General features: G+C 61.3%; 18 protein-coding genes. 3 read left to right on the top strand and 15 right to left on the bottom strand.

What is annotated here, in order from left to right; all coding sequences use genetic code 11:
• Positions 1–41: 41 nt before the first annotated feature.
• Positions 42–1,130: an IS5-like element ISDisp1 family transposase gene (locus K2L43_RS15690; protein WP_011803559.1), complete on the top strand. Its 1,089-nt coding sequence runs from the start codon at positions 42–44 to the stop codon at positions 1,128–1,130.
• Here K2L43_RS15690 and K2L43_RS15685 read toward each other — a convergent pair.
• The 15 genes from K2L43_RS15685 to K2L43_RS15615 form a co-directional block, all read right to left on the bottom strand.
• Positions 1,121–2,140 carry a helix-turn-helix domain-containing protein gene (locus K2L43_RS15685; RefSeq protein ID WP_220637942.1) on the bottom strand — a complete coding sequence of 340 codons (1,020 nt, stop codon included), beginning with the start codon at positions 2,138–2,140 and terminating at the stop codon, positions 1,121–1,123. The genes K2L43_RS15690 and K2L43_RS15685 overlap by 10 nt on opposite strands.
• A complete protein-coding gene (locus tag K2L43_RS15680; protein ID WP_220637941.1) occupies positions 2,133–3,659 on the bottom strand; it encodes a class I SAM-dependent DNA methyltransferase in 1,527 nt (508 codons plus the stop codon). Before K2L43_RS15680 ends, K2L43_RS15685 begins: the two co-directional genes overlap by 8 nt.
• Positions 3,656–5,158, bottom strand: coding sequence for a class I SAM-dependent DNA methyltransferase (locus K2L43_RS15675; protein ID WP_165563883.1), 1,503 nt, complete (start codon positions 5,156–5,158; stop codon positions 3,656–3,658). The genes K2L43_RS15680 and K2L43_RS15675 overlap by 4 nt, the downstream gene beginning before the upstream one ends.
• A complete protein-coding gene (locus tag K2L43_RS15670) occupies positions 5,155–5,352 on the bottom strand; it encodes a hypothetical protein (protein ID WP_011806707.1) in 198 nt (65 codons plus the stop codon). Before K2L43_RS15670 ends, K2L43_RS15675 begins: the two co-directional genes overlap by 4 nt.
• A gap of 266 nt (positions 5,353–5,618) precedes the next feature.
• The gene (locus K2L43_RS15665) at positions 5,619–6,707 is read right to left on the bottom strand and encodes an IS5-like element ISDisp1 family transposase (RefSeq protein WP_011803559.1); all 1,089 of its coding nucleotides are present in this window, start codon (positions 6,705–6,707) and stop codon (positions 5,619–5,621) included.
• A gap of 30 nt (positions 6,708–6,737) precedes the next feature.
• Entirely contained in the window at positions 6,738–7,130 is a 393-nt protein-coding gene (locus K2L43_RS15660) for a DUF262 domain-containing protein (protein ID WP_255580471.1), read from the bottom strand.
• A 23-nt stretch (positions 7,131–7,153) separates the two neighbouring features.
• Positions 7,154–8,422 carry an ATP-binding protein gene (locus tag K2L43_RS15655; RefSeq protein ID WP_011806700.1) on the bottom strand — a complete coding sequence of 423 codons (1,269 nt, stop codon included), beginning with the start codon at positions 8,420–8,422 and terminating at the stop codon, positions 7,154–7,156.
• Between the two features lies 1 nt (position 8,423).
• Entirely contained in the window at positions 8,424–11,291 is a 2,868-nt protein-coding gene (locus tag K2L43_RS15650; RefSeq protein WP_011806701.1) for a TrlF family AAA-like ATPase, read from the bottom strand.
• A 10-nt stretch (positions 11,292–11,301) separates the two neighbouring features.
• A complete protein-coding gene (locus K2L43_RS15645; RefSeq protein ID WP_255580470.1) occupies positions 11,302–11,616 on the bottom strand; it encodes a hypothetical protein in 315 nt (104 codons plus the stop codon).
• A gap of 40 nt (positions 11,617–11,656) precedes the next feature.
• Positions 11,657–12,855 (bottom strand): IS3 family transposase gene (locus K2L43_RS15640; protein WP_103738857.1). Its coding sequence is split into 2 segments (ribosomal slippage): positions 11,657–12,588 and positions 12,588–12,855, totalling 1,200 coding nucleotides; the frame shifts between segments, so codons are not numbered across the junction.
• Positions 12,856–12,888: 33 nt separating this feature from the next.
• A complete protein-coding gene (locus K2L43_RS15635; RefSeq protein WP_255580469.1) occupies positions 12,889–15,609 on the bottom strand; it encodes a type I restriction endonuclease subunit R in 2,721 nt (906 codons plus the stop codon).
• The gene (locus K2L43_RS15630; protein ID WP_255580468.1) at positions 15,609–16,004 is read right to left on the bottom strand and encodes a restriction endonuclease subunit S; all 396 of its coding nucleotides are present in this window, start codon (positions 16,002–16,004) and stop codon (positions 15,609–15,611) included. The genes K2L43_RS15635 and K2L43_RS15630 overlap by 1 nt, the downstream gene beginning before the upstream one ends.
• A 50-nt stretch (positions 16,005–16,054) precedes the next feature.
• A protein-coding gene (locus K2L43_RS15625; protein ID WP_103738857.1) for an IS3 family transposase occupies positions 16,055–17,253 on the bottom strand; the annotation gives its coding sequence in 2 pieces (ribosomal slippage) (positions 16,055–16,986 and positions 16,986–17,253; 1,200 coding nt in all).
• A 23-nt stretch (positions 17,254–17,276) separates the two neighbouring features.
• On the bottom strand, positions 17,277–18,104 hold the full coding sequence (locus K2L43_RS15620; RefSeq protein ID WP_255580467.1) for a restriction endonuclease subunit S: 828 nt from the start codon (positions 18,102–18,104) through the stop codon (positions 17,277–17,279).
• Positions 18,097–19,089 carry an ATP-binding protein gene (locus K2L43_RS15615; RefSeq protein WP_255580466.1) on the bottom strand — a complete coding sequence of 331 codons (993 nt, stop codon included), beginning with the start codon at positions 19,087–19,089 and terminating at the stop codon, positions 18,097–18,099. Before K2L43_RS15615 ends, K2L43_RS15620 begins: the two co-directional genes overlap by 8 nt.
• Before the next feature lie 120 nt (positions 19,090–19,209).
• Here K2L43_RS15615 and K2L43_RS15610 point away from each other — a divergent pair, with 120 nt between their 5' ends.
• Together K2L43_RS15610 and K2L43_RS15605 are read left to right on the top strand one after the other, a co-directional pair.
• Positions 19,210–20,298 carry an IS5-like element ISDisp1 family transposase gene (locus K2L43_RS15610; protein ID WP_011803559.1) on the top strand — a complete coding sequence of 363 codons (1,089 nt, stop codon included), beginning with the start codon at positions 19,210–19,212 and terminating at the stop codon, positions 20,296–20,298.
• Positions 20,299–20,480: 182 nt separating this feature from the next.
• Positions 20,481–21,824, top strand: coding sequence for a hypothetical protein (locus K2L43_RS15605; protein ID WP_255580465.1), 1,344 nt, complete (start codon positions 20,481–20,483; stop codon positions 21,822–21,824).
• The last annotated feature ends 134 nt before the right edge of the window (positions 21,825–21,958 follow it).

Below are 21,958 nucleotides of genomic sequence, written 5' to 3'. Positions count from 1 at the left end.
CTACGATCTGAAGCCATCGGTGAACGACCCAGACGAGGACGATGAGAGGCAGTCAAGATTTCCAGGGGGCGATGTTCAGCTACATCAGCCTTGAAGAGCGCGTGCCGCAGGCACACCCGCTGCGCAAGTTGCGCGCGGTGGTTGATGCGCTGCTGGCAACCATGAACCGCGAGTTCGAAGCGGTGTACGCCCGCCGTGGCCGCCCATCGGTGCCACCGGAGATGCTGCTCAAGGCCTTGCTGCTGCAGATCCTGTTCTCCATCCGCAGCGAGCGCCAGTTGGTCGAAGCGATCAACTACAACCTGCTGTACCGCTGGTTCGTGGGCCTGAACATCGAAGACAAGGTCTGGGACCACTCCACTTTCAGCGCCAACCGCGAACGTCTGTTCAACGAAGACCTCGCCCGCGCCTTCTTCGAGCGCGTCAAGCTCAGTGCCCAGTGGGGCAAGCTCGCCAGCGACGAGCACTTCAGCGTGGACGGCACGCTCATTGACGCCTGGGCCTCGCACAAGAGCTTCAAGCGCAAAGACGACGACAGCGGCACGCCGCCTGGGCGCAACCCCGAGGTGGACTTCAAGGGGCAGGAGCGCTGCAACGACACCCACGAGAGCACCACGGACGCCGATGCCCGGCTGTTCAAGAAGAGCCAGGGCGACAAATCCCGCCTGTGCCACATGGGGCACATCCTCATGGAGAACCGCAACGGGCTGATCGTGGATGTCGAGATCACCCACGCCAGCGGCACGGCCGAGCGCGAGGCGGCGCTGGCCATGTTGGAGCGTCGGGGCAACAGGAACAAACGGGCCACGGTCGGTGCCGACAAGGGCTACGACAGCAAGGCCTTCATCAAAGGCTGCAGAAAGCTCAAAGTCACGCCCCACGTGGCGGCCAAGGACAAACACTCGGCGGTGGATGCGCGAGTGACACGGCACGAGGGCTACAAGACCAGCCTGAAGGTGCGCAAGCGCATCGAAGAGGCCTTTGGCTGGATCAAGACCGTCGGTGGTCTGGCAAAGACCAAGCTGATCGGTCAGGCCAAGCTCACGGGCCAGGCGCTGCTGTGCTTTGCCACCTACAACCTTGTGCGAATGGGCAGCATCGGCGGCTGGTGGGACGCGCATCATGCGTGAGCCCAGGGATACGTGCGCCCGAAATGGGCGGGAGGGCCTGCAAACCGGCCAGATGGGCCGTTGCAATCGCTGCGCAGACGCGTCTGGGCAGCTCGTGTCTTCGCACTCAGCGTCCCTGATGCGTTCGAAAAGCACTTTTTCAACGGCCTGTTAGGCAGCTCATCAATAATGCTGGCTTCGGCGAGCGGCAATGCCAGTATCAGGGGCTTGCGGATGTCGATGGATTGGAAGCGATTTTCTGGATCTTCGACCCATTCGTTACCCGGTACACGTATGTAGTCAATACGCACCATGGGCAGCAATCTGCGCAAATCTAGCGGTTTACCGAACAAAACGATGCCAGCCAATGTGGGTTGCAAGGCACCATCCACACGCCTCAGTGCCCCCAGGGCTTCGAGCATGTCTTCGTCGCCATAGTCCAGCTCTTCCGCCTGGGGGTTGATGCGGGCACGTTCACGCCGATACGCGGCAATCGCGGTCGGGTCAAAGTCGTCGGCGCGGGCATCAGAAAGAATGCTTGAATCAGGGCCATGCAAGGGCTGGCTTTCACCGCGCAACACCCAGAGGTCTTCATCGACGCAGCGCTGGTCGCTTGAGCCGATGCGGCGGTAAGCGCCGCCTGGTAGGCCCGTGGCTTTTTTGTAGACGGGTTTGTGAGTGACGTCAGCCTCGGGCACATACACCACCAGCAGCGTCTTGCCACCCACTTGCTCCAACTGCATCTCTGGCCGCAGAGCGACGTTGAGCATGCTGGCACACTGGCTGGCGAGATCACGCTGCACCTTGTCCGGATCGGGCAACCCCACCGGCCGGTACACGGTATCGCCCTTGTCGTTGATCGCCCAGTCCACGCCCAGTAGCAGGTAGCCGCCATCCAGACCGGGCTCGTTGGCAAAGGCGATGACCGTTTCCATCACCGACTTACCCGTGTCGCTGGCACGCTTGGCTTCGATGCGGGCGGACTCGTCTACCGCATTGAGTTCATCCAGTAGATCGGTAGCGCTACGCATCGGCTGCCTCCTGAGCGACGAGGCCATCGAGCGTTTCGACCAGCGCATCCATCTGTTGCCAGAACGCGCGGCCATCGGTTTGCCATTGGTCCCAGGCCGAGCGCAGCGATACTGCGTCACCATTGCTGTCGGTGGCGATGGCGGCAGCAATGCGCTTCACGTACAGCGGGATCGACAGGTTGCCGGCATTGGCGCCGATTTCGGCCAGGGTGGCGACTTTGGCGAAACCGGGCACGTCCGCAAAGGTCTTGTAGGCGCTCAGGATGCGCTGCTGGTGCTCGGGCTTGAGAAAACTCTGCGCCCGCTCCCGGGTGACCTCGTTCACCGCGTCGATGAAGATCACCTTGCCCTTGCGAGCGGCGACCTTCTTGCGGTTGCAGATGACGATGCACGACTCCATAGGGGAGTTGTAGAACAGGTTGGGCCCCAGCCCGATGACCGCCTCCACCCAGTCTTGCTCGACCATCTTGGCGCGCATGGTCTGTTCCTCGTTGCGGAACAGCACGCCGTGCGGCCAGAGCACGGCACTACGCCCCTTGGCGGTGAGGCTAGTCAGGATGTGCTGCTGGAAGGCGTAATCGGCGCGGCCTTGCGGCGGCGTGCCCAGCGAGTTGCGGCCCCACTTGTCACTGCTCCAGGCCTCGCGATTCCACTGCTTGATGGAGTACGGCGGGTTGGCCAGGATCACGTCGAACTGGCGCAGGCGGTCGCCTTCGATGTGTTTGGGCTCGGCCAGGGTGTCACCCCGAATGATCTCGAAGTCCTCCACGCCGTGCAGGAACAAGTTCATGCGGGCGATGGATGAGGTAATGAGGTTGCGCTCCTGCCCGTAGAGCTTGAGCGTGCGGTACTCGCCTCCAGAACGCTTCACTTCGTCCAGCGCTGAAATCAGCATGCCGCCGGTGCCGCAGGTGGGGTCGTAGATGGACTCGCCGGCCTGAGGTGCAAGAAGTTGCGTCATCAAGTGGACGACGGTGCGGTTGGTGTAGAACTCGGCCGCCGTGTGGCCGGAATCGTCCGCGAACTTCTTGATCAGGTACTCGTAGGCGTTGCCCAACTCGTCCTCGGGGACGTTGGCTACCGAGAGCGTCTGCGTCGAGAAGTGCTCGATGAGGTTTTTCAGCGTTTCGTCGGGCAGACGCTCGCGGTTGGTCCAGGGCGCGTCACCGAAGATGCCGTCGAGCAGATCCGGGTTGGCGCTTTCGATGGCGCGCATGGCCTTCTGGATGGCGGCACCAACGTTCTTCGGGGTCTGGCGTATATCGTTCCAGTGCGCGCTCTCGGGAATCTGGAAGCGGTGGTTCTCCGCGAACTGCGCGTAGGAGAGGTCACCGCCTGAGTTGGCCAGCGCTGCCTGGTATTCCTCGTCCCAGACATCCGAGACCCGCTTGTAGAACAGCAGTGGGAAGATGAACTGCTTGTAGTCACCGGCGTCGATGAGGCCGCGCAGCAGCACGGCGGCGCCCCAGAGGTAGCTTTCGAGTTCTTGTTGGCTGATGCGTTTGCTTGGGTGACTCATTGCAGCCATCCCCCTTCAGTCATGACCTGCGCAAGCCGCGCTTCGGCTTCACGGCAGCGGGTGAGCGCGTCCTTGAATGCCGCGATGGCAGCGGGCAGCGGCGGGATGTCTTCTTGCAATGGTGGCAGGACATAGCGCGAAATGTTCAGCGTCCAGTCTTCGGCCTTGATCTCGTCGAGGCTGACCACGCGGGCCGCGTCCTGCACGTCAGCAAAGCCGCGATACCAGCTGAGGATTTCGGTGGCGTGCTCGGGCTCCAGATAGTTTTGCGCGCGGCCCCGGCGGAACAGGCGCGACGCATCGGCGATCAGCACCTTCTTCTTGTGCTTGGCCGGTTTGCGCTTGCGCAAGACCAGGATGCACGCGGCCAGGCCGGTGCCGTAAAACAGGTTGGGCGCCAAGCCGATTACGGCCTCGACCAGATCCATCTCCAGCAGTTTCTGGCGGATGTTGCCTTCTACTCCTTTGCGGAACAGCGCGCCCTGGGGCAGCACCACAGCCATCCGGCCGCTGACGTCGGCCATCGACTTGACCATGTGCTGCACCCACGCGAAGTCACCGCTGGATGAGGGTGGCAGGCCGGCAAAGTTGCGGCCGAAGGGATCGTTCAGCCACAGGTCCTCGCCCCACTTTTCCAGCGAGAAAGGGGGGTTGGCGATCACGCAGTCGAACGTGGCCAGTCGGTCGACCTCAAAGAAGGCCGGGTTACGCAGGGTGTCGCCGCGCACCACCTGGAAGTCCTCGATGCCGTGGAGGAAGAGGTTCATCCGCGCGATGGATGAGGTGGTGAGGTTCTTCTCTTGTCCGTACAGCTTGCCCCACAGCCGTTTCACGTCGCCATGCTGTTCCTTCACGTGCTGCACGGCAGCCAGCAACATGCCGCCGGTACCGCAGGCCGGGTCGTAGATGGTCTCGGCTTCTTTGGGATCGAGCATGTCGATCATCAGCCGCACGACGCTGCGCGGGGTGTAGAACTCGCCGGCCTTCTTGTTGGTGGCGTCGGCGAACTTCTTGATCAGGTATTCGTAGGCGTCGCCAAGCAGATCCGAGTTGACGTTCTTGTTGCCAAACGGCAGCTTGGAGAAGTGCTCGATCAGGTCCTTTAGCAAGGCATCAGACAGCCGGTCCTTGTTCGACCACTGGGCATCGCCGAACACGCCGTACAGGGTGTCGGGGTTGGCTTTCTCAATCTCGCGCATCGCGCGCTGAAGGGCCGTCCCGACATTGCTGGCCTTGGTGCGAACGTCGTTCCAGTGGCAGTCTTCCGGGATCTGGAAGCGGTGCGACTCGGGAAACCAGGCCAATTGCTCATCGCCAGTCTCATCGACGATCTCCTGGTACTCCTCGTCCCAGACGTCGCAGATGCGCTTGAAGAACAGCAGCGGAAAGATGTAGGTCTTAAAGTCAGCCGCATCCACCGGGCCGCGCAGGATGTTGGCGGATTCCCAGAGGTGGCTTTCAAGCTGGCTGAGTGTGATTGTCGAAGCTGCTTGCGTCATTTGGATGGCGTGCTCTTGACTGGCGTTTTCGCGAGGCCATCGGCGTGCAGATCGTGCGCGCGGGCGTACTCCAGCACCAGGATTTCGATCATCGAAGCCACCGAGCGGCGCTCGCGCTCAGCCGCCAAGCGCAAAAGCTGCTTGATCTCAGCGGAGGTGCGGATGGATAGGGTTTCGTCCTTCAGGCGTGACATGGCAGCGTCTCGTCAGTGATGTCACGCAAATGTACTGCATTTTGCCCCACCTCGCCACGATTCTCGTCAGGGCGTGGATTCCGTGCTTGAGGCGGCTCGATGACGCGGCCCCTTAGCAGGCCGTTGAAAAAGTGCTTTTCGAACGCATCAGGGACGCTGAGTGCGAAGACACGAGCTGCCCAGACGCGTCTGCGCAGCGATTGCAACGGCCCATCTGGCCGGTTTGCAGGCCCTCCCGCCCATTTCGGGCGCACGTATCCCTGGGCTCACGCATGATGCGCGTCCCACCAGCCGCCGATGCTGCCCATTCGCACAAGGTTGTAGGTGGCAAAGCACAGCAGCGCCTGGCCCGTGAGCTTGGCCTGACCGATCAGCTTGGTCTTTGCCAGACCACCGACGGTCTTGATCCAGCCAAAGGCCTCTTCGATGCGCTTGCGCACCTTCAGGCTGGTCTTGTAGCCCTCGTGCCGTGTCACTCGCGCATCCACCGCCGAGTGTTTGTCCTTGGCCGCCACGTGGGGCGTGACTTTGAGCTTTCTGCAGCCTTTGATGAAGGCCTTGCTGTCGTAGCCCTTGTCGGCACCGACCGTGGCCCGTTTGTTCCTGTTGCCCCGACGCTCCAACATGGCCAGCGCCGCCTCGCGCTCGGCCGTGCCGCTGGCGTGGGTGATCTCGACATCCACGATCAGCCCGTTGCGGTTCTCCATGAGGATGTGCCCCATGTGGCACAGGCGGGATTTGTCGCCCTGGCTCTTCTTGAACAGCCGGGCATCGGCGTCCGTGGTGCTCTCGTGGGTGTCGTTGCAGCGCTCCTGCCCCTTGAAGTCCACCTCGGGGTTGCGCCCAGGCGGCGTGCCGCTGTCGTCGTCTTTGCGCTTGAAGCTCTTGTGCGAGGCCCAGGCGTCAATGAGCGTGCCGTCCACGCTGAAGTGCTCGTCGCTGGCGAGCTTGCCCCACTGGGCACTGAGCTTGACGCGCTCGAAGAAGGCGCGGGCGAGGTCTTCGTTGAACAGACGTTCGCGGTTGGCGCTGAAAGTGGAGTGGTCCCAGACCTTGTCTTCGATGTTCAGGCCCACGAACCAGCGGTACAGCAGGTTGTAGTTGATCGCTTCGACCAACTGGCGCTCGCTGCGGATGGAGAACAGGATCTGCAGCAGCAAGGCCTTGAGCAGCATCTCCGGTGGCACCGATGGGCGGCCACGGCGGGCGTACACCGCTTCGAACTCGCGGTTCATGGTTGCCAGCAGCGCATCAACCACCGCGCGCAACTTGCGCAGCGGGTGTGCCTGCGGCACGCGCTCTTCAAGGCTGATGTAGCTGAACATCGCCCCCTGGAAATCTTGACTGCCTCTCATCGTCCTCGTCTGGGTCGTTCACCGATGGCTTCAGATCGTAGCGGCCAACGCGGGCGTCGGCGGGGGATTTTTCAACGGCCTGTTAAAGAGCAAATCGATGGGCCGACGGCGACCGCGCACCGACACCGGCTCGCCACGAATGACGGCAGACAACGAGGTCAGACGCTGTTGTCCATCGAGCAACAGGCGGGTGCTCTGATAAGGGTTATTGCTTTGGCTGACGGCAAAGCTTTGCAGGGGCACGGCCTCATCGGTTTCCCACAGCAGAATCGCCCCCGAGGGATAGCCCCGATACAGAGAGTCGAGCAAGTCGCGTACGCGCGTGGAGCGCCAGACATACTGCCGCTGCATTTCCGGCAAGCGCAGCTCACCGCGCTCGATCATCGAGACCAGTTCTTCAACGCTGGCTTCAGCCTTGGCCATGGTGCTTCCTTATCCTCTCAATCTCACTCAACTGCTGCGGGAGGCTCGGCAGCAGGGATGATCAACAACAGCTCGGAGTCATCCACTAGCCTGTAAACCGGCCGCTTGCCGGACAGCCGTTCACTTTGATCCAGAATGATCTGAACCCCTTCACCACGCTTGTCCATCATGGCGCTGCGGCCTGTGATCGCTTTGTCCGCCTCGGGCACGGAACATTTGGCCAGCAGGCTGGTGATGGCTTCGTTTCGCGCGGCCTGGCGGTAGGGAAGGCTCTCCACCGTCATGGTGTTGGGGATGGCGCCTGGCGAATACAGCTCCAGCCGGTCCGCAAACATCCGCAGGCGGATTTTGGCGCCATGGATCGAGTAATCCCGGTGTGCAACGGCATTGACCAGGGCCTCGAAGACGGCGGTCATGTCGTACTGCGGCAGATCGTGCCTGCCCTCATCCTTGGTGGCATAGACCTGCATGTTCTTGCGGACGAAGTGGCAAGCCGCCAGCACCTGGGCATCCAGCGGCCCGGTGATGTCCTGGGCGTCGAGCTGATAGGCCGTGTCGCCTTGCGGCAGCACCTCGGTGCCACGGTAGGCCACCGCCTGAATGAAGGCATTTGGCAGCCAGCGGCGGGGATCTGCGCTGGCCATCAGCACGCCGGCGATGGTTGGCCGAAGTGCGCCGTCGGTATCGGGGCGCGCCATGGCCAGTTTATCCAGCAGCACCGCACGCGTATCTTGCACGCGAGGACTGGCAAAACGTTGCCAGAGGTCATCTGCAAGGTCATCGAGCGTGGCGCCAGGCACCGGCTGCTCGTCGAAGCGGATGATGCGCGCCTGGCTGCGTTGCTGGAACAGCCGCGCCAGATAGTCCGGAGCCATTTCACGCTTGGCGCTGCCCACGCGGTGCAAATAGCCGCCGGGGCTTTTATGCACGAACAGGCTGCTTGCGATATCGACTTTCAATACAGGCAAGGGCTCGCCTGACGTGCTGGGCAGGCTCAGACGCTCGATCACCGGCGCGAGCGGCGGGGTGATGCTGTCCAGGCAAATCTGCCGGACGAAATCCTCCACCAGGTCCAAGCGCTCCAGCGGGATACCGAGCACTTCACGGGTGTCGTCCACGCCGAGCACGCACACACCACCCCGGCTGTTGGCGAAAGCGGCCAGCTCATCGGCCAGCGAATCTTTATGGGGTGCTGACACCTTTTGGCCAGCAAAGCGGACTTCCTTCAACTCCAGATAGGAGTCCTCTCCCAGGCGAATCTTGTCGATCAAGTCGGCGATGTTGTCGAACATGTCAAACCTCTCTTCCCAGGCGTTGGTAACGTCGTTCGAACGCTTCTTCGCCGCCTTCCATCACTTGGCAGACTTCGCGGCGCATAGCCTGATCCTGCAAAGAGCCGGTTTGCTTCACGTGGCACTGGTGGTTGAAGTCCAGTACGTGGATCAACTCCGCATCGCCATTGACCACGATGTTGGGGTTGTGGGTCACGATGATGAGCTGACGGCGCAGTTTGTTGCTGCGGATCTGCTGCACGACCAGTCCGTAGATCAGGTGGTTATCCAGGTCATCTTCTGGCTGGTCGAGCACCAGTGGCTCGTTGCCGTGCGCCAGCAGGAAGGCCAGCATGGCCGCCGCGCGCTGCCCGGCGGACGCCTGGCCGATGGACTGAAAGTCCCGCCCGTCACCTTTGCGGCTGTACTCCACCTGCAAACCGTCTTCGGGGAACCAGCACAGAATGTGATCGATGAATTCCGGGCGCTTGTCGGCTTCCGCTTTCAGGAAACTGTTAAATCGTGCGCCAAATTCGTCCTTTCCTACGGCTGCTTCAACGAGCCGCTTCTTCAGCGTCTCAATGGAGTTCTCGTATGCTTCGATGTCTTGGGAACTCGGCAACGTGTTTAAAGACAGCTCACTGAGCAGCATCAGATCGGCAACTACCCCTCGCGCCAAGCCCTCTTCCTGCGGTTCCTGATATATGTCGGCCTTGAAGCGCTCGTCGACAGCACCAAGCACCTCCCGCAAGGAGCGCTCGATGCCCTGCGCGTCCCGGCTGTACGGGATCAGCTCGATGCGCACAAAGGGATTGCCTTGCAGCGTTGCCTGCAGAAATGCGCTCCGTTGGGCGCTGATGGCGCGGCGGGCGGATTGCACCTGTTCCAGCAACGACTTGGCCTTCTCGCGCAACTCAGTGTGCTGCTTCTGCAAGGCTTCCAGCTTCTTCAGCTCGATTTCCTGGCGCTGCTTTTCTTGCACCAGACGACCGTACTCGCTGGGGTCGCTGACGCCTTGTTGCTGCAAGTCGGCCTTGAGCTGCTCGTAAGCCGTCTTGGCCGCGTCGATCCGCGCAAACCAGGGCGAAGCCTCCAGTTCACCTCTCAGGACTTGCCCACGCTCCTGCAGCACGTTTGCCGCGCGCTCGACGTCCTGCTGCGCCTTGGCGATGGCGGCGTGCAGCGCCTGGACAATGCTCAGTGCTGGTCCGTCTTCGGCGGTATCGAACAAGCCTTCCGGCAAGTCTTCCGCCAACAGATCGTCGGCAAGCGCTTTCAAGCGGGTTGCCAGTTCGGCGGAGGCGTCGAACTGGCGTTCCAGCTCGCGGCTTTGCCGGTTGGTGCGCTGATAGTTTTTCAGCAGGGCGGCATGATCGGCGCCCTCGAAGCGGGCCAGCTTGCGCTGAATATCTTGCAGGGCCAGCGTCAACGCTTCACGCCCTTGCAGCTTGCCATCCAGCTCGCGCATTTGCGCCCGTGCGGCCAGGAAGGCACGCTTGGCTTCCTCGAAAGCGGCTTGCTGCGATTGCGTGCCCGCCGCATCGTCAATCACCTTGAGCAGCGCCTGCTGGCTGTCACCGGCCAGCGCGGCGATCTGCCCCTGGCTGAACAGACGCACCGGAAAGCGTTGCTCGGTGACGGCCTGACTGGCCGAAGGCTTGAAACTGCCCGTAGCGGCGTTCCATTCCTCCACCGCATGGCCCTGGCCATCCTGCCGCCAGATCAGGCGATAGGGCATGCCATCGCGCTGCACTTGCACGCAGAGGCTGGTTTCCGCCCGTAGTCCGCCTTCGTCATTGCGGCCCCTGGCAACCTGATTGAAACGCTTGAAGGTCTGCCCGGCTTCCGAGCTGAGTGACAGCTCCTTCTCACGGCGATAAGCCAGACGCAGGGCATGCACGGTGGTCGATTTACCTGTGCCACGGCCACCTATCAAGGCATTGAAGTACGGATTGAGCGGCAACTCGGCAGGCTGCCTGCCGCGCCCCATGTAGCGAGCGTCGCGGATTTCAATCGACTCAATGAAATGCTCGGGCGTATTGAACGGCGCAAAGCCGTCGCTCTCATCGCTGCGCCGAACAGAGACTTCCTGCCCATCCAGCAAGGCAAGACGCAAGCCTTCCAAGCTAGGCCGCGCCATCTTGATCCAGGTGTAGCGCGAACCCGGAACAGCCGTACCTTGGAAGCTGTGGCAATCGCTGCCCACCACGCTGGCAAAGCGCAGTTTCAGCTCCTCCAGCACCATGGGCACAGGGCTGTTGGAGGCGGCCCACTCCAGCGCCAGGATGCCGGGCTCCTGCAAGATCGCCTTAACCGTATTGGCATCCATCATGCATTTACGCGTACCAGGTTCGACCTGTAGCAGCCCCTTGTCGCCTTCGACGTGTGCCGGAATGGCCAGGCCGCCCGCCGCCAGAATGCGCTCCACCACCTGGGCGGCACCGAGACGGGTAACGCCATCGCTGTCGCCACGCGTGCCTTGGTAATCCACCTGCGCTAGCAGGTCGCTGATGGTCTGACTGGTGGCGGACGGGTCAAAGATCGCCAGCAGATGAAAGCCGCCCTGCACCGAGATTTCCACACCGGGGAACAGGTGCAACTCACGGAAGCCGCCCGGCGGCGTGCCCGCGTCGGCCTCGCGCTTCATTTCCGCATAGGCCGCCTTGAGCCTGTCGATCCACTCGCCCGTGTTGTGGTCGGTGACGGCCACGCAGTCGATTTCGGCGGCCATGTATTTGAGCAGCCATGTCTGCGGCGTTAACTCATTCGGCGTGCCGATGGCTACCTGCCATGCCCCGGTATCCTTGGAAGCTGGGGTGTGGGTATGGAAGTCGAACTTCCACCAGCGTGCGCCGGGGTAAGGCCAGGATGGGCTTGCGTTGACGCTCATGTTCATTCCCTCAGTAATACTGCCGGATGTAGCTGTAGGCCTTCTCGAACAGCTCTTCATCCGCATGCAGCTTGTATTTGAAGAGGGCTTTGCGCAGGGCCTTCTTGACTTCACGCTCGCCGGCCTGCGTACCTTGCCAGCCCGGGAAGCGGACCAGTCGCACTATCTCGTCGATGTCCGTGACCACGCGTTCGACCATGATGGGCGTCTCAGAAGTCTTGACCTCGTTGAACAACTCGGTGAGAGCCGCCTTACCGCGATCCTCGTCCTCTTCGGACGGCACGTCCTTCTCGGCCTGCAGCGTCTCCTTGGCGATCTCCAGCAACTGACCTTGCCCCTGTTTCGTGTAGCTCTTAACCCACGGTTCACGCGGCCTTTTTACGCTGTGCCTCGTACCAGCGCTGCTCGTACTGCATCGGGCTGAGGTAGCCCAGCGACGAATGCAGCCTTCGGTGATTGTAGAAGGCCATCCAGTCCATCACCGCCTGCCTGGCCTGCTCACGGGTAGCAAATTTGCACCCATGTACGCTGGCTGTTTTCAGCCGGCCCCAGAAGCTCTCGGTCGGTGCGTTGTCCCAACAGTTACCCTTTCTGCTCATCGATGAACGCATGCCCCAGCCCTTCAAGGCATCCTGGAACTCATGGCTGCAATACTGGCTGCCCCGGTCGCTGTGGAATATCAGCCCAGGAGGCGGCCTGCGGCGCCACCACGCCATGGCCAGCGCGTCCTTGACCAGGCTGGCCTGCATGTGCGGCTGCAGGCTCCAGCCCACCACCTGACGGTTGAACAGGTCGATGACCGCAGCCAGGTACAGCCAGCCCTCGTCGGTTTGGATGTAGGTGATGTCGCCACTCCAGAGCTGGTTGGGCGCCTCGGGGTTGAAGCGCCGCTGTACCAAGTCGGGCGCCACCGGCAGGCTGTGGCGGCTATCGGTGGTCACCACGAACTTGCGTTTGGTCTTGGCCCTGATGCCGTGCTGCTGCATGAGCTTGCGCACCCGGTCTTTGCCCACTCGGATGCCCCGGGCCAGCAGTTCCTTGTGCATGCGTGGCCAGCCGTATTCCCCCTTCACCTCGGCGTGGATGGCGCGCATGTACGCCAGCAGGGCTTCGTCGCTGTGACGCCGGGCAGGTCCACCGTGGCCAGACTCACGCCGGCGCAGCCAGTTGAAGTACCCGCTCGCGCTGACCTCCAGCACCCCGCAGGACACACTCACCGGGTACAGCTTTCTCATTTGGTGAATCCAGGCGTACCTCGCAGCGTGTCCTGCGCGAAGTACGCCGCGGCTTTTTTTGCGATGTCGCGCTCCATGCGAAGGCGAGCATTCTCTGCACGCAACCGGGCTATCTCCATCTGCTCGGGCGAGACTTGGATGCCCTTGTCACCACCGCCCGCACCGTCCAATTCTCCCTTGGCTGACAGCCGCACCCAGTTGCCCAGGCTCGCTTTGGGGATGCCCAGTACCTTGGCCACCACCGCAATCGCCTGACCCGAGCGGACCTGCCGAACAGCCTCCTGCTTGAACTCTCGCGTGTACTGCGCACGCACCTGCTTGTCACTCATCTCTGAACTCCTTGTCGGTATCTTCAACAAGGGTTAAGAACTCCACTTTTCAGGGGCAACCTCAAACTGCTTCAGAAACTCGACGCTGTTGATCTGCCCGGATTCGAAGCGGTCCTTCAGCGCATCGAGCCGCTCCGACAGCTTCTTGAACTTGGGGTTGCCGCCATGCCCGCGCAGCCGGCGCTTGAGCTTGATCTCAATCTCCTTGGCCTTCTTCGGGTCTGGGTTCGACAGCACCGCTTCCAGCAGATCAGCGTCCAGCACCAAGGTGTCGAGGTCATCCCGCACCGCGTCGACATGCACGTTCTGGTGGATCAGCTCGATGGTCTTGGCGCCCAGCGAATGCCAGATCAACTTGCCGTGGCCACTAGAGGGCTGTACCGACTGGTACACCTGCGACAACCACTTGTAGTCCTTCTCGAAGGGGCCCAGAACGGTGTCCGGTGACAGCGCCTCCCAGATCTTGTTGAGCACGCTGTACTCGGCAGCAAAGTTGTCTCGCACCTCGTTATTGGGCAGACACTGCTGCGCGGCGATCAGGCCCTCGTAGCCTTGCAAACTGCGATCGCAGCCAGAGAAGAAGGCCAGGCACTTCTGCATGGCTTCGGGCAGCTTGTCCTTCAACTCCTGGATGTTGCTGACCACCTGCTTGACGCTCTGGTCGTCGAATTCCAGCGCCGCCGCGACGTCATCGAAGATGCCGAGGTAGTCCACGATCAGGCCGTGGGTCTTCTGCTCGGAGTAGGTACGGTTCACCCGGCAGATGGCCTGGAGCAGCGTGTGGTCGCGCAGCGGCTTGTCCAGGTACATGGCCTGCAGGATGGGCGCGTCGAAGCCGGTCAGCAGCTTAGCGGTGACGATGATCAGCTTCAGCGGGTCGGCCGGGTCGCGGAAGCGATCGAGCAGTCGCTCTTCTTCATCGCGGCTTCGGTCGTAAGGCGCGTACTCAGGGTGTTCTTTTTTGTCCGCCGCCTGCACCGACATCACGATGTCTGTAGCCTCGGGCGGCAGCAGCTTGTCCAGCTCGGCCTTGAACAGCAGGCAGGACTCGCGATCGAACGTTACGATCTGGCCCTTGAAGCCATTGGGCTCCACCTTGGCCTGAAAGTGCTCGACGATGTCTTCGCACACCTTGCGGATGCGCTCAGGCGTCTTCACCAGCACGGCCATCTTGGCGGCGGTTTTAGCGAGGTTGTCCTTGTCGAGATCCGACAGGCCGCCGGTCAGGTCTTTGTAGGCGGCGTCCAGCGCGGCCTTGTCGATGTGCAGATCAATCAAGCGCGGTTCGAAGTGCAGTTTTAGCGTGGCACCGTCGCGGATCGACTCCTCGAAGCCGTACCGGCTCATGTAGCCTTTCTCATCCTCGTCTGCACCAAAGGCGTAGAAGGTGTTGCGGTCGGCACGGTTGATCGGCGTGCCGGTCAGGCCGAACAGAAACGCGTTGGGCAGGGCTTCGCGCATCTTGCGGCCCAGGTCGCCTTCTTGCGTGCGGTGGGCTTCGTCCACCAAGGCGATGATGTTGCTGCGGTCGTTCAGGCTGCCCCCTTTTGTTGAGTTGGGGCCCTCGCCGAACTTGAAGATCGTGGTGATGATGATCTTGCGCACGTCCTGCGCCAGCAGCTGCTGCAGCTTCTCGCGGGTATCCGCCTTTTCCAGGTTGGGAATGTCCGCTCCGGTGAAGGTACCGGTGATCTGGCTATCAAGATCGATCCGATCCACCACGATCAGCACGGTGGGATTCTTCAATCCTGCGTGCATGCGCAGCTTCTGCGCGGCAAACACCATCAGCAGCGACTTGCCCGAGCCCTGGAAATGCCAGATCAAGCCCTTCCTGGGGTAGCCCGCCAGCACCCGCTCGACGATCTTGTTGGCCGCTTCAAACTGCTGGTACCGGCAAATGATCTTGATGCGCTGCTTTTTCTTGTTGGTGGCGAACAGGGTGAAACTGCCGAGGATGTCCAGCACCACATGCGGGCGCAGCATGCTCTCGGCCGACAGCTTGAGCGACTTCAGCGGATGGTGCTGACTATCCTCGCCATCACCATCCAGATGCCAAGGGCCCCAGTCCTTGACTGGTAGCCCGATGGAGCCATAGCGGTACGCCTTGCCCTCGGTCGCCACCGAGAACACGTTGCAGACGAAGAGCTCAGGCACGAACTTCTCGTAGTCATCGTGCACCTGCACCGCCGCGTCGACCCAGCTGATGCATTTTTTGACCGGGGTCTTGGCCTCGATCAGTACCAGCGGCAGGCCATTCACCAACAGCACCAGATCAGCCCGGCGTTCGGTGGGGCCTGCACGGTAGGTGTATTGCTGGGTGACGATGTAGTGGTTTTGCGACAGATCATCCAGGTCGATCAGCCGCACCGGCACATGCTCGTTGTTGTGGCCGAAGGGCATCGAGCGCTCACCGCGCATCCACGCGGTCATTTCCTCGTTGGCGCGAATCAGACCATCCGAGCGCACCGACAGCACGATGGCACGCAGCTTGTAGAGCACCTCGTCGGCCCGGTCCGGCTGGGCGGCGATCTCCGGGTTTAGACGAATCAGCGCGTCGCGCAGCCAGGGTTCAACCAGCACTTCCTGAATCTGGCGCGGCACCTCAGACGGAGCAGCGTAGCGCCAGCCGATGCCTTTGGGGCTGGGCCCGTAGCTAGCTTGGGGTTCCTGGGCGGTGTTGACTGGGGCAGCCTTGATGGGACCGGCGAGCAGATCACGGACATAGGCTTCGACGGTGTTGGATTCGTTAAACACTATGCCGCTCCCCCAATTGTTCTCATGGCAATGAGTCTTGTTAGCTGCCGCGCGGCATCCCAGCGTGCCTTTTGCGTTGCAATCGCGTTTTTAAATTGCTGCAGTTCATCGAGCGCCATTTCCTGGACATCAAGATCCGGCACGTTCAAGCGCACCTGCAGCAGGTTGGCACGATTGATCTTCTTCATGCTCGCACTGGTGCCCGCTGCAATTCGCATTAGGAATTCGCGGGCAGATGTGGTCTGTAACAAGGCCTCCAAGAAATGCGGGTGAACCAGTGCAGGGTTTGGCTGGAGGCGCATCATCGTGTCCGGAAAGGACACGTCATCACGGTTATCGCTGAAAATCCCAACGAACCCAACTCGATCCACTGTATTGGAGCGAGAAATCAGCATGTCGCCCATAGTGACCTTGCCCCTGTTTCGTGTAGCTCTTAACCCACGGTTCACGCGGCCTTTTTACGCTGTGCCTCGTACCAGCGCTGCTCGTACTGCATCGGGCTGAGGTAGCCCAGCGACGAATGCAGCCTTCGGTGATTGTAGAAGGCCATCCAGTCCATCACCGCCTGCCTGGCCTGCTCACGGGTAGCAAATTTGCACCCATGTACGCTGGCTGTTTTCAGCCGGCCCCAGAAGCTCTCGGTCGGTGCGTTGTCCCAACAGTTACCCTTTCTGCTCATCGATGAACGCATGCCCCAGCCCTTCAAGGCATCCTGGAACTCATGGCTGCAATACTGGCTGCCCCGGTCGCTGTGGAATATCAGCCCAGGAGGCGGCCTGCGGCGCCACCACGCCATGGCCAGCGCGTCCTTGACCAGGCTGGCCTGCATGTGCGGCTGCAGGCTCCAGCCCACCACCTGACGGTTGAACAGGTCGATGACCGCAGCCAGGTACAGCCAGCCCTCGTCGGTTTGGATGTAGGTGATGTCGCCACTCCAGAGCTGGTTGGGCGCCTCGGGGTTGAAGCGCCGCTGTACCAAGTCGGGCGCCACCGGCAGGCTGTGGCGGCTATCGGTGGTCACCACGAACTTGCGTTTGGTCTTGGCCCTGATGCCGTGCTGCTGCATGAGCTTGCGCACCCGGTCTTTGCCCACTCGGATGCCCCGGGCCAGCAGTTCCTTGTGCATGCGTGGCCAGCCGTATTCCCCCTTCACCTCGGCGTGGATGGCGCGCATGTACGCCAGCAGGGCTTCGTCGCTGTGACGCCGGGCAGGTCCACCGTGGCCAGACTCACGCCGGCGCAGCCAGTTGAAGTACCCGCTCGCGCTGACCTCCAGCACCCCGCAGGACACACTCACCGGGTACAGCTTTCTCATTTGGTGAATCCAGGCGTACCTCGCAGCGTGTCCTGCGCGAAGTACGCCGCGGCTTTTTTTGCGATGTCGCGCTCCATGCGAAGGCGAGCATTCTCTGCACGCAACCGGGCTATCTCCATCTGCTCGGGCGAGACTTGGATGCCCTTGTCACCACCGCCCGCACCGTCCAATTCTCCCTTGGCTGACAGCCGCACCCAGTTGCCCAGGCTCGCTTTGGGGATGCCCAGTACCTTGGCCACCACCGCAATCGCCTGACCCGAGCGGACCTGCCGAACAGCCTCCTGCTTGAACTCTCGCGTGTACTGCGCACGCACCTGCTTGTCACTCATCTCTGAACTCCTTGTCGGTATCTTCAACAAGGGTTAAGAACTCCACTTTTCAGGGGCAACCTCATAGAGAGTTTTGCCGCGACCATCTTGCTTGTTGGCTCGACGGGCTTGAAGTCCCCTGATACATATCCATCGCGAGACAGTGCAGCCAATCCGAGTACGAAATAGCCTGTGTCGGCATCCTTTGGCGGCGCACTGCAGCCGCTTTCCGGTGACCTCAATAAGAGGTCGCCCAGGAGAAAGGAATTTGCTAAGGACGATGTTTTGCGCAGAAGCAGTGAATCCTTGAACGACTGCAGCATCCGGCCTGCAGCGCGATGTGCAGCTTCGACGGCATGGCACTGGTCGGTTGCGGCGCTTAGTAGGGCTATGGCTGATTGCTGCTCATCAATGGGTGGCAGTACAAACTCAAACTTCGCCAAATCAGAAAAGTTGATGTAGGGATTGACTGATCCCTTTGAGTTCTTAACCGAGAAGTCGTTGAATGCCTCAGTCTGCATCAGGAACGGCAGAAACTCCGGCAGAAGTTCATTGGGGTTTTGCGGCTCCAACACGAAGGTCGTGTTCGCACAGATACCTTCAAAATCAGCTACCGCCACCTTTCGCAGATAGGTTCTGCGCGAGCCATAGAGAACTTGTCCGGGCTTGAAGCGCATGTGGAAGGCTGGCCCCAAGTAACCCGAGCCAATCTCACCCCAGCGACGGAGTCGAAGGTCGTCGGTGTCCATATGGTCACCAGCGATGTAACGCTCAAGGCCAGAGGTCTCGGGATCGGCCTTCTCTTTGCATTGGCGGACCACATCGCCAAACTTCACTCGACGCCAGCCAGGCTTTAAGTCCCTTTCAATCATTACTCTTGTCCTCTGGGGCAACATACGCCTGGTGTGGATGTTTGGCGCTTTCCGGGTAGCGGAAACGTAATTGGCCGTCACGCACCATGGGGATCAGATGCTTGTTACGCAGGTAGTCGCGGTCTTTTCCCAGCAAGGTTGCAAGTTGATCGCCGCTCTGGGGCGCCCACTGACACAGGCGGCGGATGCCGTCACGCAAGGCTTCGCTGCTGATCCGGCCCTGCAAGGTTGCAAGTAAGGTTGCAAGCTCAGGCGGCAAGGTTGCAAGCTGGGGGTTGCATGCTTGCTGGCCCGCTACCGCCTCTGCAGGCTGAGGCTGGCCAACAGGAGCGGTGAATGCTGGGAGATCCAGCGGCAGCTCTGACTGTGCGCTCTCCAGAGTCGGACGAGGCTCATTACCGGCCAGGGTGTAATAGGTGCGACTGCCTGCACCCCGCTTCTCAAGCAGGCCCCGGTCGCGCAGCCGGCGCAGTACCATGCTGGCGGCCAGGGTATCCGAGCCACAGAAGTCGCGGCAGGCGGTGTTATCCACCGCGCCGGTTGCCCGCACATAGATCAGCACCTTGGCTTCGTCGGGGCCCAGTGTGCTGCCGGCATAATTGCGCAGCCAGGTGTGGTCTTCTTCGGTGAGCAGGTTGTGCAGAAACAGGGTGAGCTTAAATTCATTGGCCTGCCGGTCTGAGTGGAACTCTGGCAGCGGCAAGCCTGCATCCGCAGCCAGGCGACGCATGGCACGAATCCCCGTACCCTTGGCTTCGGCCAGATGCAGATCATGCAGCACCGCTGCAATGGCTGGGTTGCGCAGACGTGAACCTGGCAAGCCCAGCTGCGCTGGCTCCTTGAGGGAGTAGCCGACGTTACGAATTTCGATGCGGTTGCTGTAGCGAATGATCTGCGTTGGGCTGTGTAGGGTGTAGTTGCGGTGCATGGCGGCATTGGCCAAGGCTTCGCGGATCACCTTGCGCGGCAGAATGGGCTCTTGCACGCTCTGTAGCTGGCCCTCCGGCAGGCGAAAGCCTTTAGCAGGCCGTTGAAAAATCCCCCGCCGACGCCCGCGTTGGCCGCTACGATCTGAAGCCATCGGTGAACGACCCAGACGAGGACGATGAGAGGCAGTCAAGATTTCCAGGGGGCGATGTTCAGCTACATCAGCCTTGAAGAGCGCGTGCCGCAGGCACACCCGCTGCGCAAGTTGCGCGCGGTGGTTGATGCGCTGCTGGCAACCATGAACCGCGAGTTCGAAGCGGTGTACGCCCGCCGTGGCCGCCCATCGGTGCCACCGGAGATGCTGCTCAAGGCCTTGCTGCTGCAGATCCTGTTCTCCATCCGCAGCGAGCGCCAGTTGGTCGAAGCGATCAACTACAACCTGCTGTACCGCTGGTTCGTGGGCCTGAACATCGAAGACAAGGTCTGGGACCACTCCACTTTCAGCGCCAACCGCGAACGTCTGTTCAACGAAGACCTCGCCCGCGCCTTCTTCGAGCGCGTCAAGCTCAGTGCCCAGTGGGGCAAGCTCGCCAGCGACGAGCACTTCAGCGTGGACGGCACGCTCATTGACGCCTGGGCCTCGCACAAGAGCTTCAAGCGCAAAGACGACGACAGCGGCACGCCGCCTGGGCGCAACCCCGAGGTGGACTTCAAGGGGCAGGAGCGCTGCAACGACACCCACGAGAGCACCACGGACGCCGATGCCCGGCTGTTCAAGAAGAGCCAGGGCGACAAATCCCGCCTGTGCCACATGGGGCACATCCTCATGGAGAACCGCAACGGGCTGATCGTGGATGTCGAGATCACCCACGCCAGCGGCACGGCCGAGCGCGAGGCGGCGCTGGCCATGTTGGAGCGTCGGGGCAACAGGAACAAACGGGCCACGGTCGGTGCCGACAAGGGCTACGACAGCAAGGCCTTCATCAAAGGCTGCAGAAAGCTCAAAGTCACGCCCCACGTGGCGGCCAAGGACAAACACTCGGCGGTGGATGCGCGAGTGACACGGCACGAGGGCTACAAGACCAGCCTGAAGGTGCGCAAGCGCATCGAAGAGGCCTTTGGCTGGATCAAGACCGTCGGTGGTCTGGCAAAGACCAAGCTGATCGGTCAGGCCAAGCTCACGGGCCAGGCGCTGCTGTGCTTTGCCACCTACAACCTTGTGCGAATGGGCAGCATCGGCGGCTGGTGGGACGCGCATCATGCGTGAGCCCAGGGATACGTGCGCCCGAAATGGGCGGGAGGGCCTGCAAACCGGCCAGATGGGCCGTTGCAATCGCTGCGCAGACGCGTCTGGGCAGCTCGTGTCTTCGCACTCAGCGTCCCTGATGCGTTCGAAAAGCACTTTTTCAACGGCCTGTTAATCTGGAGCATCCCGACCAACTGGCCGTCGTGACCGAAGTGGATGAGAACGGCGATGACGCCGAGGTCGATGAGGAAGGCGAACTGGGCGGCGACGAGGCCGACGCCAGCGAGGACGAACTGCTGACGCGCTTCAACAAAATGACCTTCGTGGTGGCGACCCGGAAGCTGGAGCAGTTGCCGCAGTGGGTGAAGGTATCCGAAGTCTTCAAGACCGACAGCGATGCGCCTTTCCTCAAACGTGCGGGCATCAGTGGCTTTGATGATCCGCGTTACGAGAAATACAGCCAGCGCCTAGCCCGGCTACGTGGCATTCGCAAGTACGTGTATCGCATGGACGTGCTGGAGCGAACACTGTCCTACGACGAGGTCACGGAAATCTTCGTGCGGGTCAACTCGCTGGGTGCCAAGCTGCGCAGCTCCGATCTGGCTCTGGCGCAGATCACGGCCAAATGGCGGCACTCGCTGCAGACCTTCCTGGACTTCCAGAATGCTTGCGCCCAGAACGGTTTCGAGCTGGATCTGGGTTTGCACCTGAAGAATTTGATGGCCTTTGCCACCGGGCAATCCCGTTTTCTGACCGTCGGCAGCCTGACCCTGGACGTACTGCAGCAAGCGTGGAAAGAAGCCTGCGAGGGGATGGAATTTGCCCTCAATTTCGCACGCAGCAATCTGGGTATCGACAGCCCTGCCTTGCTGTCATCGCCCTTCTTACTGGTGGTACTGGCCTACTTTGGACACCGCCGCGACTATGCCCTCAGCACGGAAGAGGCGCAGCAGTTGCGCTACTGGGCCTTGGCCGCCAATGCCAAAGGCCGTTTCTCGCGGGGTTCCAGCGAGACCATTCTGGATCAGGATTTGGCGACCATCCGCAATGGCGGCGGCGTCAATGAACTGATCGACCGGCTGCGTCTGCAGTTCGGCCGTCTTGACATCACGCCGGAAGAGCTGGAGGGGCGCAACCAGCGCAGTGCGCTGTTCAAGACCATGTTCCTGGCATTTCGTGCGGCAGGCGCCAAGGATTGGCGCAGCCACCTTGCCATTGCTCTGGACCACTCGGGCAGTCAGCACCGCTTGCAGTTTCATCACATTTTCCCCAAGGCATTGCTGCGCGGCAGCTACACCCCTCGCGAGGCCGACGACATCGCCAACCTGGCTTTCATCGGCGGCAAAACCAATCGTGCGATCAGCGACAAAGCGCCTGTGACCTACCTGTTGCCGCTGGTGGCGCAGCACGGTGAAACACCATTCGCATCACAGTGCATCCCGGTGGAGGAGGAACTGCTGGCACTGGATCACTACAAGGCGTTCTTGCAAGAGCGCCGCAAACGCATCGCGGCGGCACTGAATGCTTTCATCCATGCGACCGCTTGAGCTGTCAGTGCCACCGTGTTGCCACACTATGACCCACATGTCGCCACAATGCTGCCGCCATGTTCAACACAATGTTGCCACGCTGTTCACCACATTGACGCCACTTTGTGCACACAGTGTTGCCACCATGCCTG

Origin of the sequence: Diaphorobacter sp. MNS-0 (assembly GCF_019602835.1) — a bacterium.
Lineage (GTDB): Bacteria > Pseudomonadota > Gammaproteobacteria > Burkholderiales > Burkholderiaceae_C > Diaphorobacter > Diaphorobacter nitroreducens.
The sequence above is the reverse complement of the archived record's forward strand: the minus strand, read 5'-3'. Positions and strand labels throughout refer to the sequence as shown.

What these genes read in the sequence shown, in the direction of transcription:
- K2L43_RS15610 (WP_011803559.1), top strand. Translation starts at nt 19,210, where the DNA reads ATGAGAGGCAGTCAAGATTTCCAGGGGGCGATGTTCAGCTACATCAGC.
- K2L43_RS15630 (WP_255580468.1), bottom strand. Translation starts at nt 16,004, where the DNA reads ATGCTGATTTCTCGCTCCAATACAGTGGATCGAGTTGGGTTCGTTGGG.
- K2L43_RS15680 (WP_220637941.1), bottom strand. Translation starts at nt 3,659, where the DNA reads ATGAGTCACCCAAGCAAACGCATCAGCCAACAAGAACTCGAAAGCTAC.
- K2L43_RS15650 (WP_011806701.1), bottom strand. Translation starts at nt 11,291, where the DNA reads ATGAGCGTCAACGCAAGCCCATCCTGGCCTTACCCCGGCGCACGCTGG.
- K2L43_RS15665 (WP_011803559.1), bottom strand. Translation starts at nt 6,707, where the DNA reads ATGAGAGGCAGTCAAGATTTCCAGGGGGCGATGTTCAGCTACATCAGC.
- K2L43_RS15670 (WP_011806707.1), bottom strand. Translation starts at nt 5,352, where the DNA reads ATGTCACGCCTGAAGGACGAAACCCTATCCATCCGCACCTCCGCTGAG.
- K2L43_RS15660 (WP_255580471.1), bottom strand. Translation starts at nt 7,130, where the DNA reads ATGGCCAAGGCTGAAGCCAGCGTTGAAGAACTGGTCTCGATGATCGAG.
- K2L43_RS15675 (WP_165563883.1), bottom strand. Translation starts at nt 5,158, where the DNA reads ATGACGCAAGCAGCTTCGACAATCACACTCAGCCAGCTTGAAAGCCAC.
- K2L43_RS15685 (WP_220637942.1), bottom strand. Translation starts at nt 2,140, where the DNA reads ATGCGTAGCGCTACCGATCTACTGGATGAACTCAATGCGGTAGACGAG.
- K2L43_RS15655 (WP_011806700.1), bottom strand. Translation starts at nt 8,422, where the DNA reads ATGTTCGACAACATCGCCGACTTGATCGACAAGATTCGCCTGGGAGAG.
- K2L43_RS15620 (WP_255580467.1), bottom strand. Translation starts at nt 18,104, where the DNA reads ATGATTGAAAGGGACTTAAAGCCTGGCTGGCGTCGAGTGAAGTTTGGC.
- K2L43_RS15690 (WP_011803559.1), top strand. Translation starts at nt 42, where the DNA reads ATGAGAGGCAGTCAAGATTTCCAGGGGGCGATGTTCAGCTACATCAGC.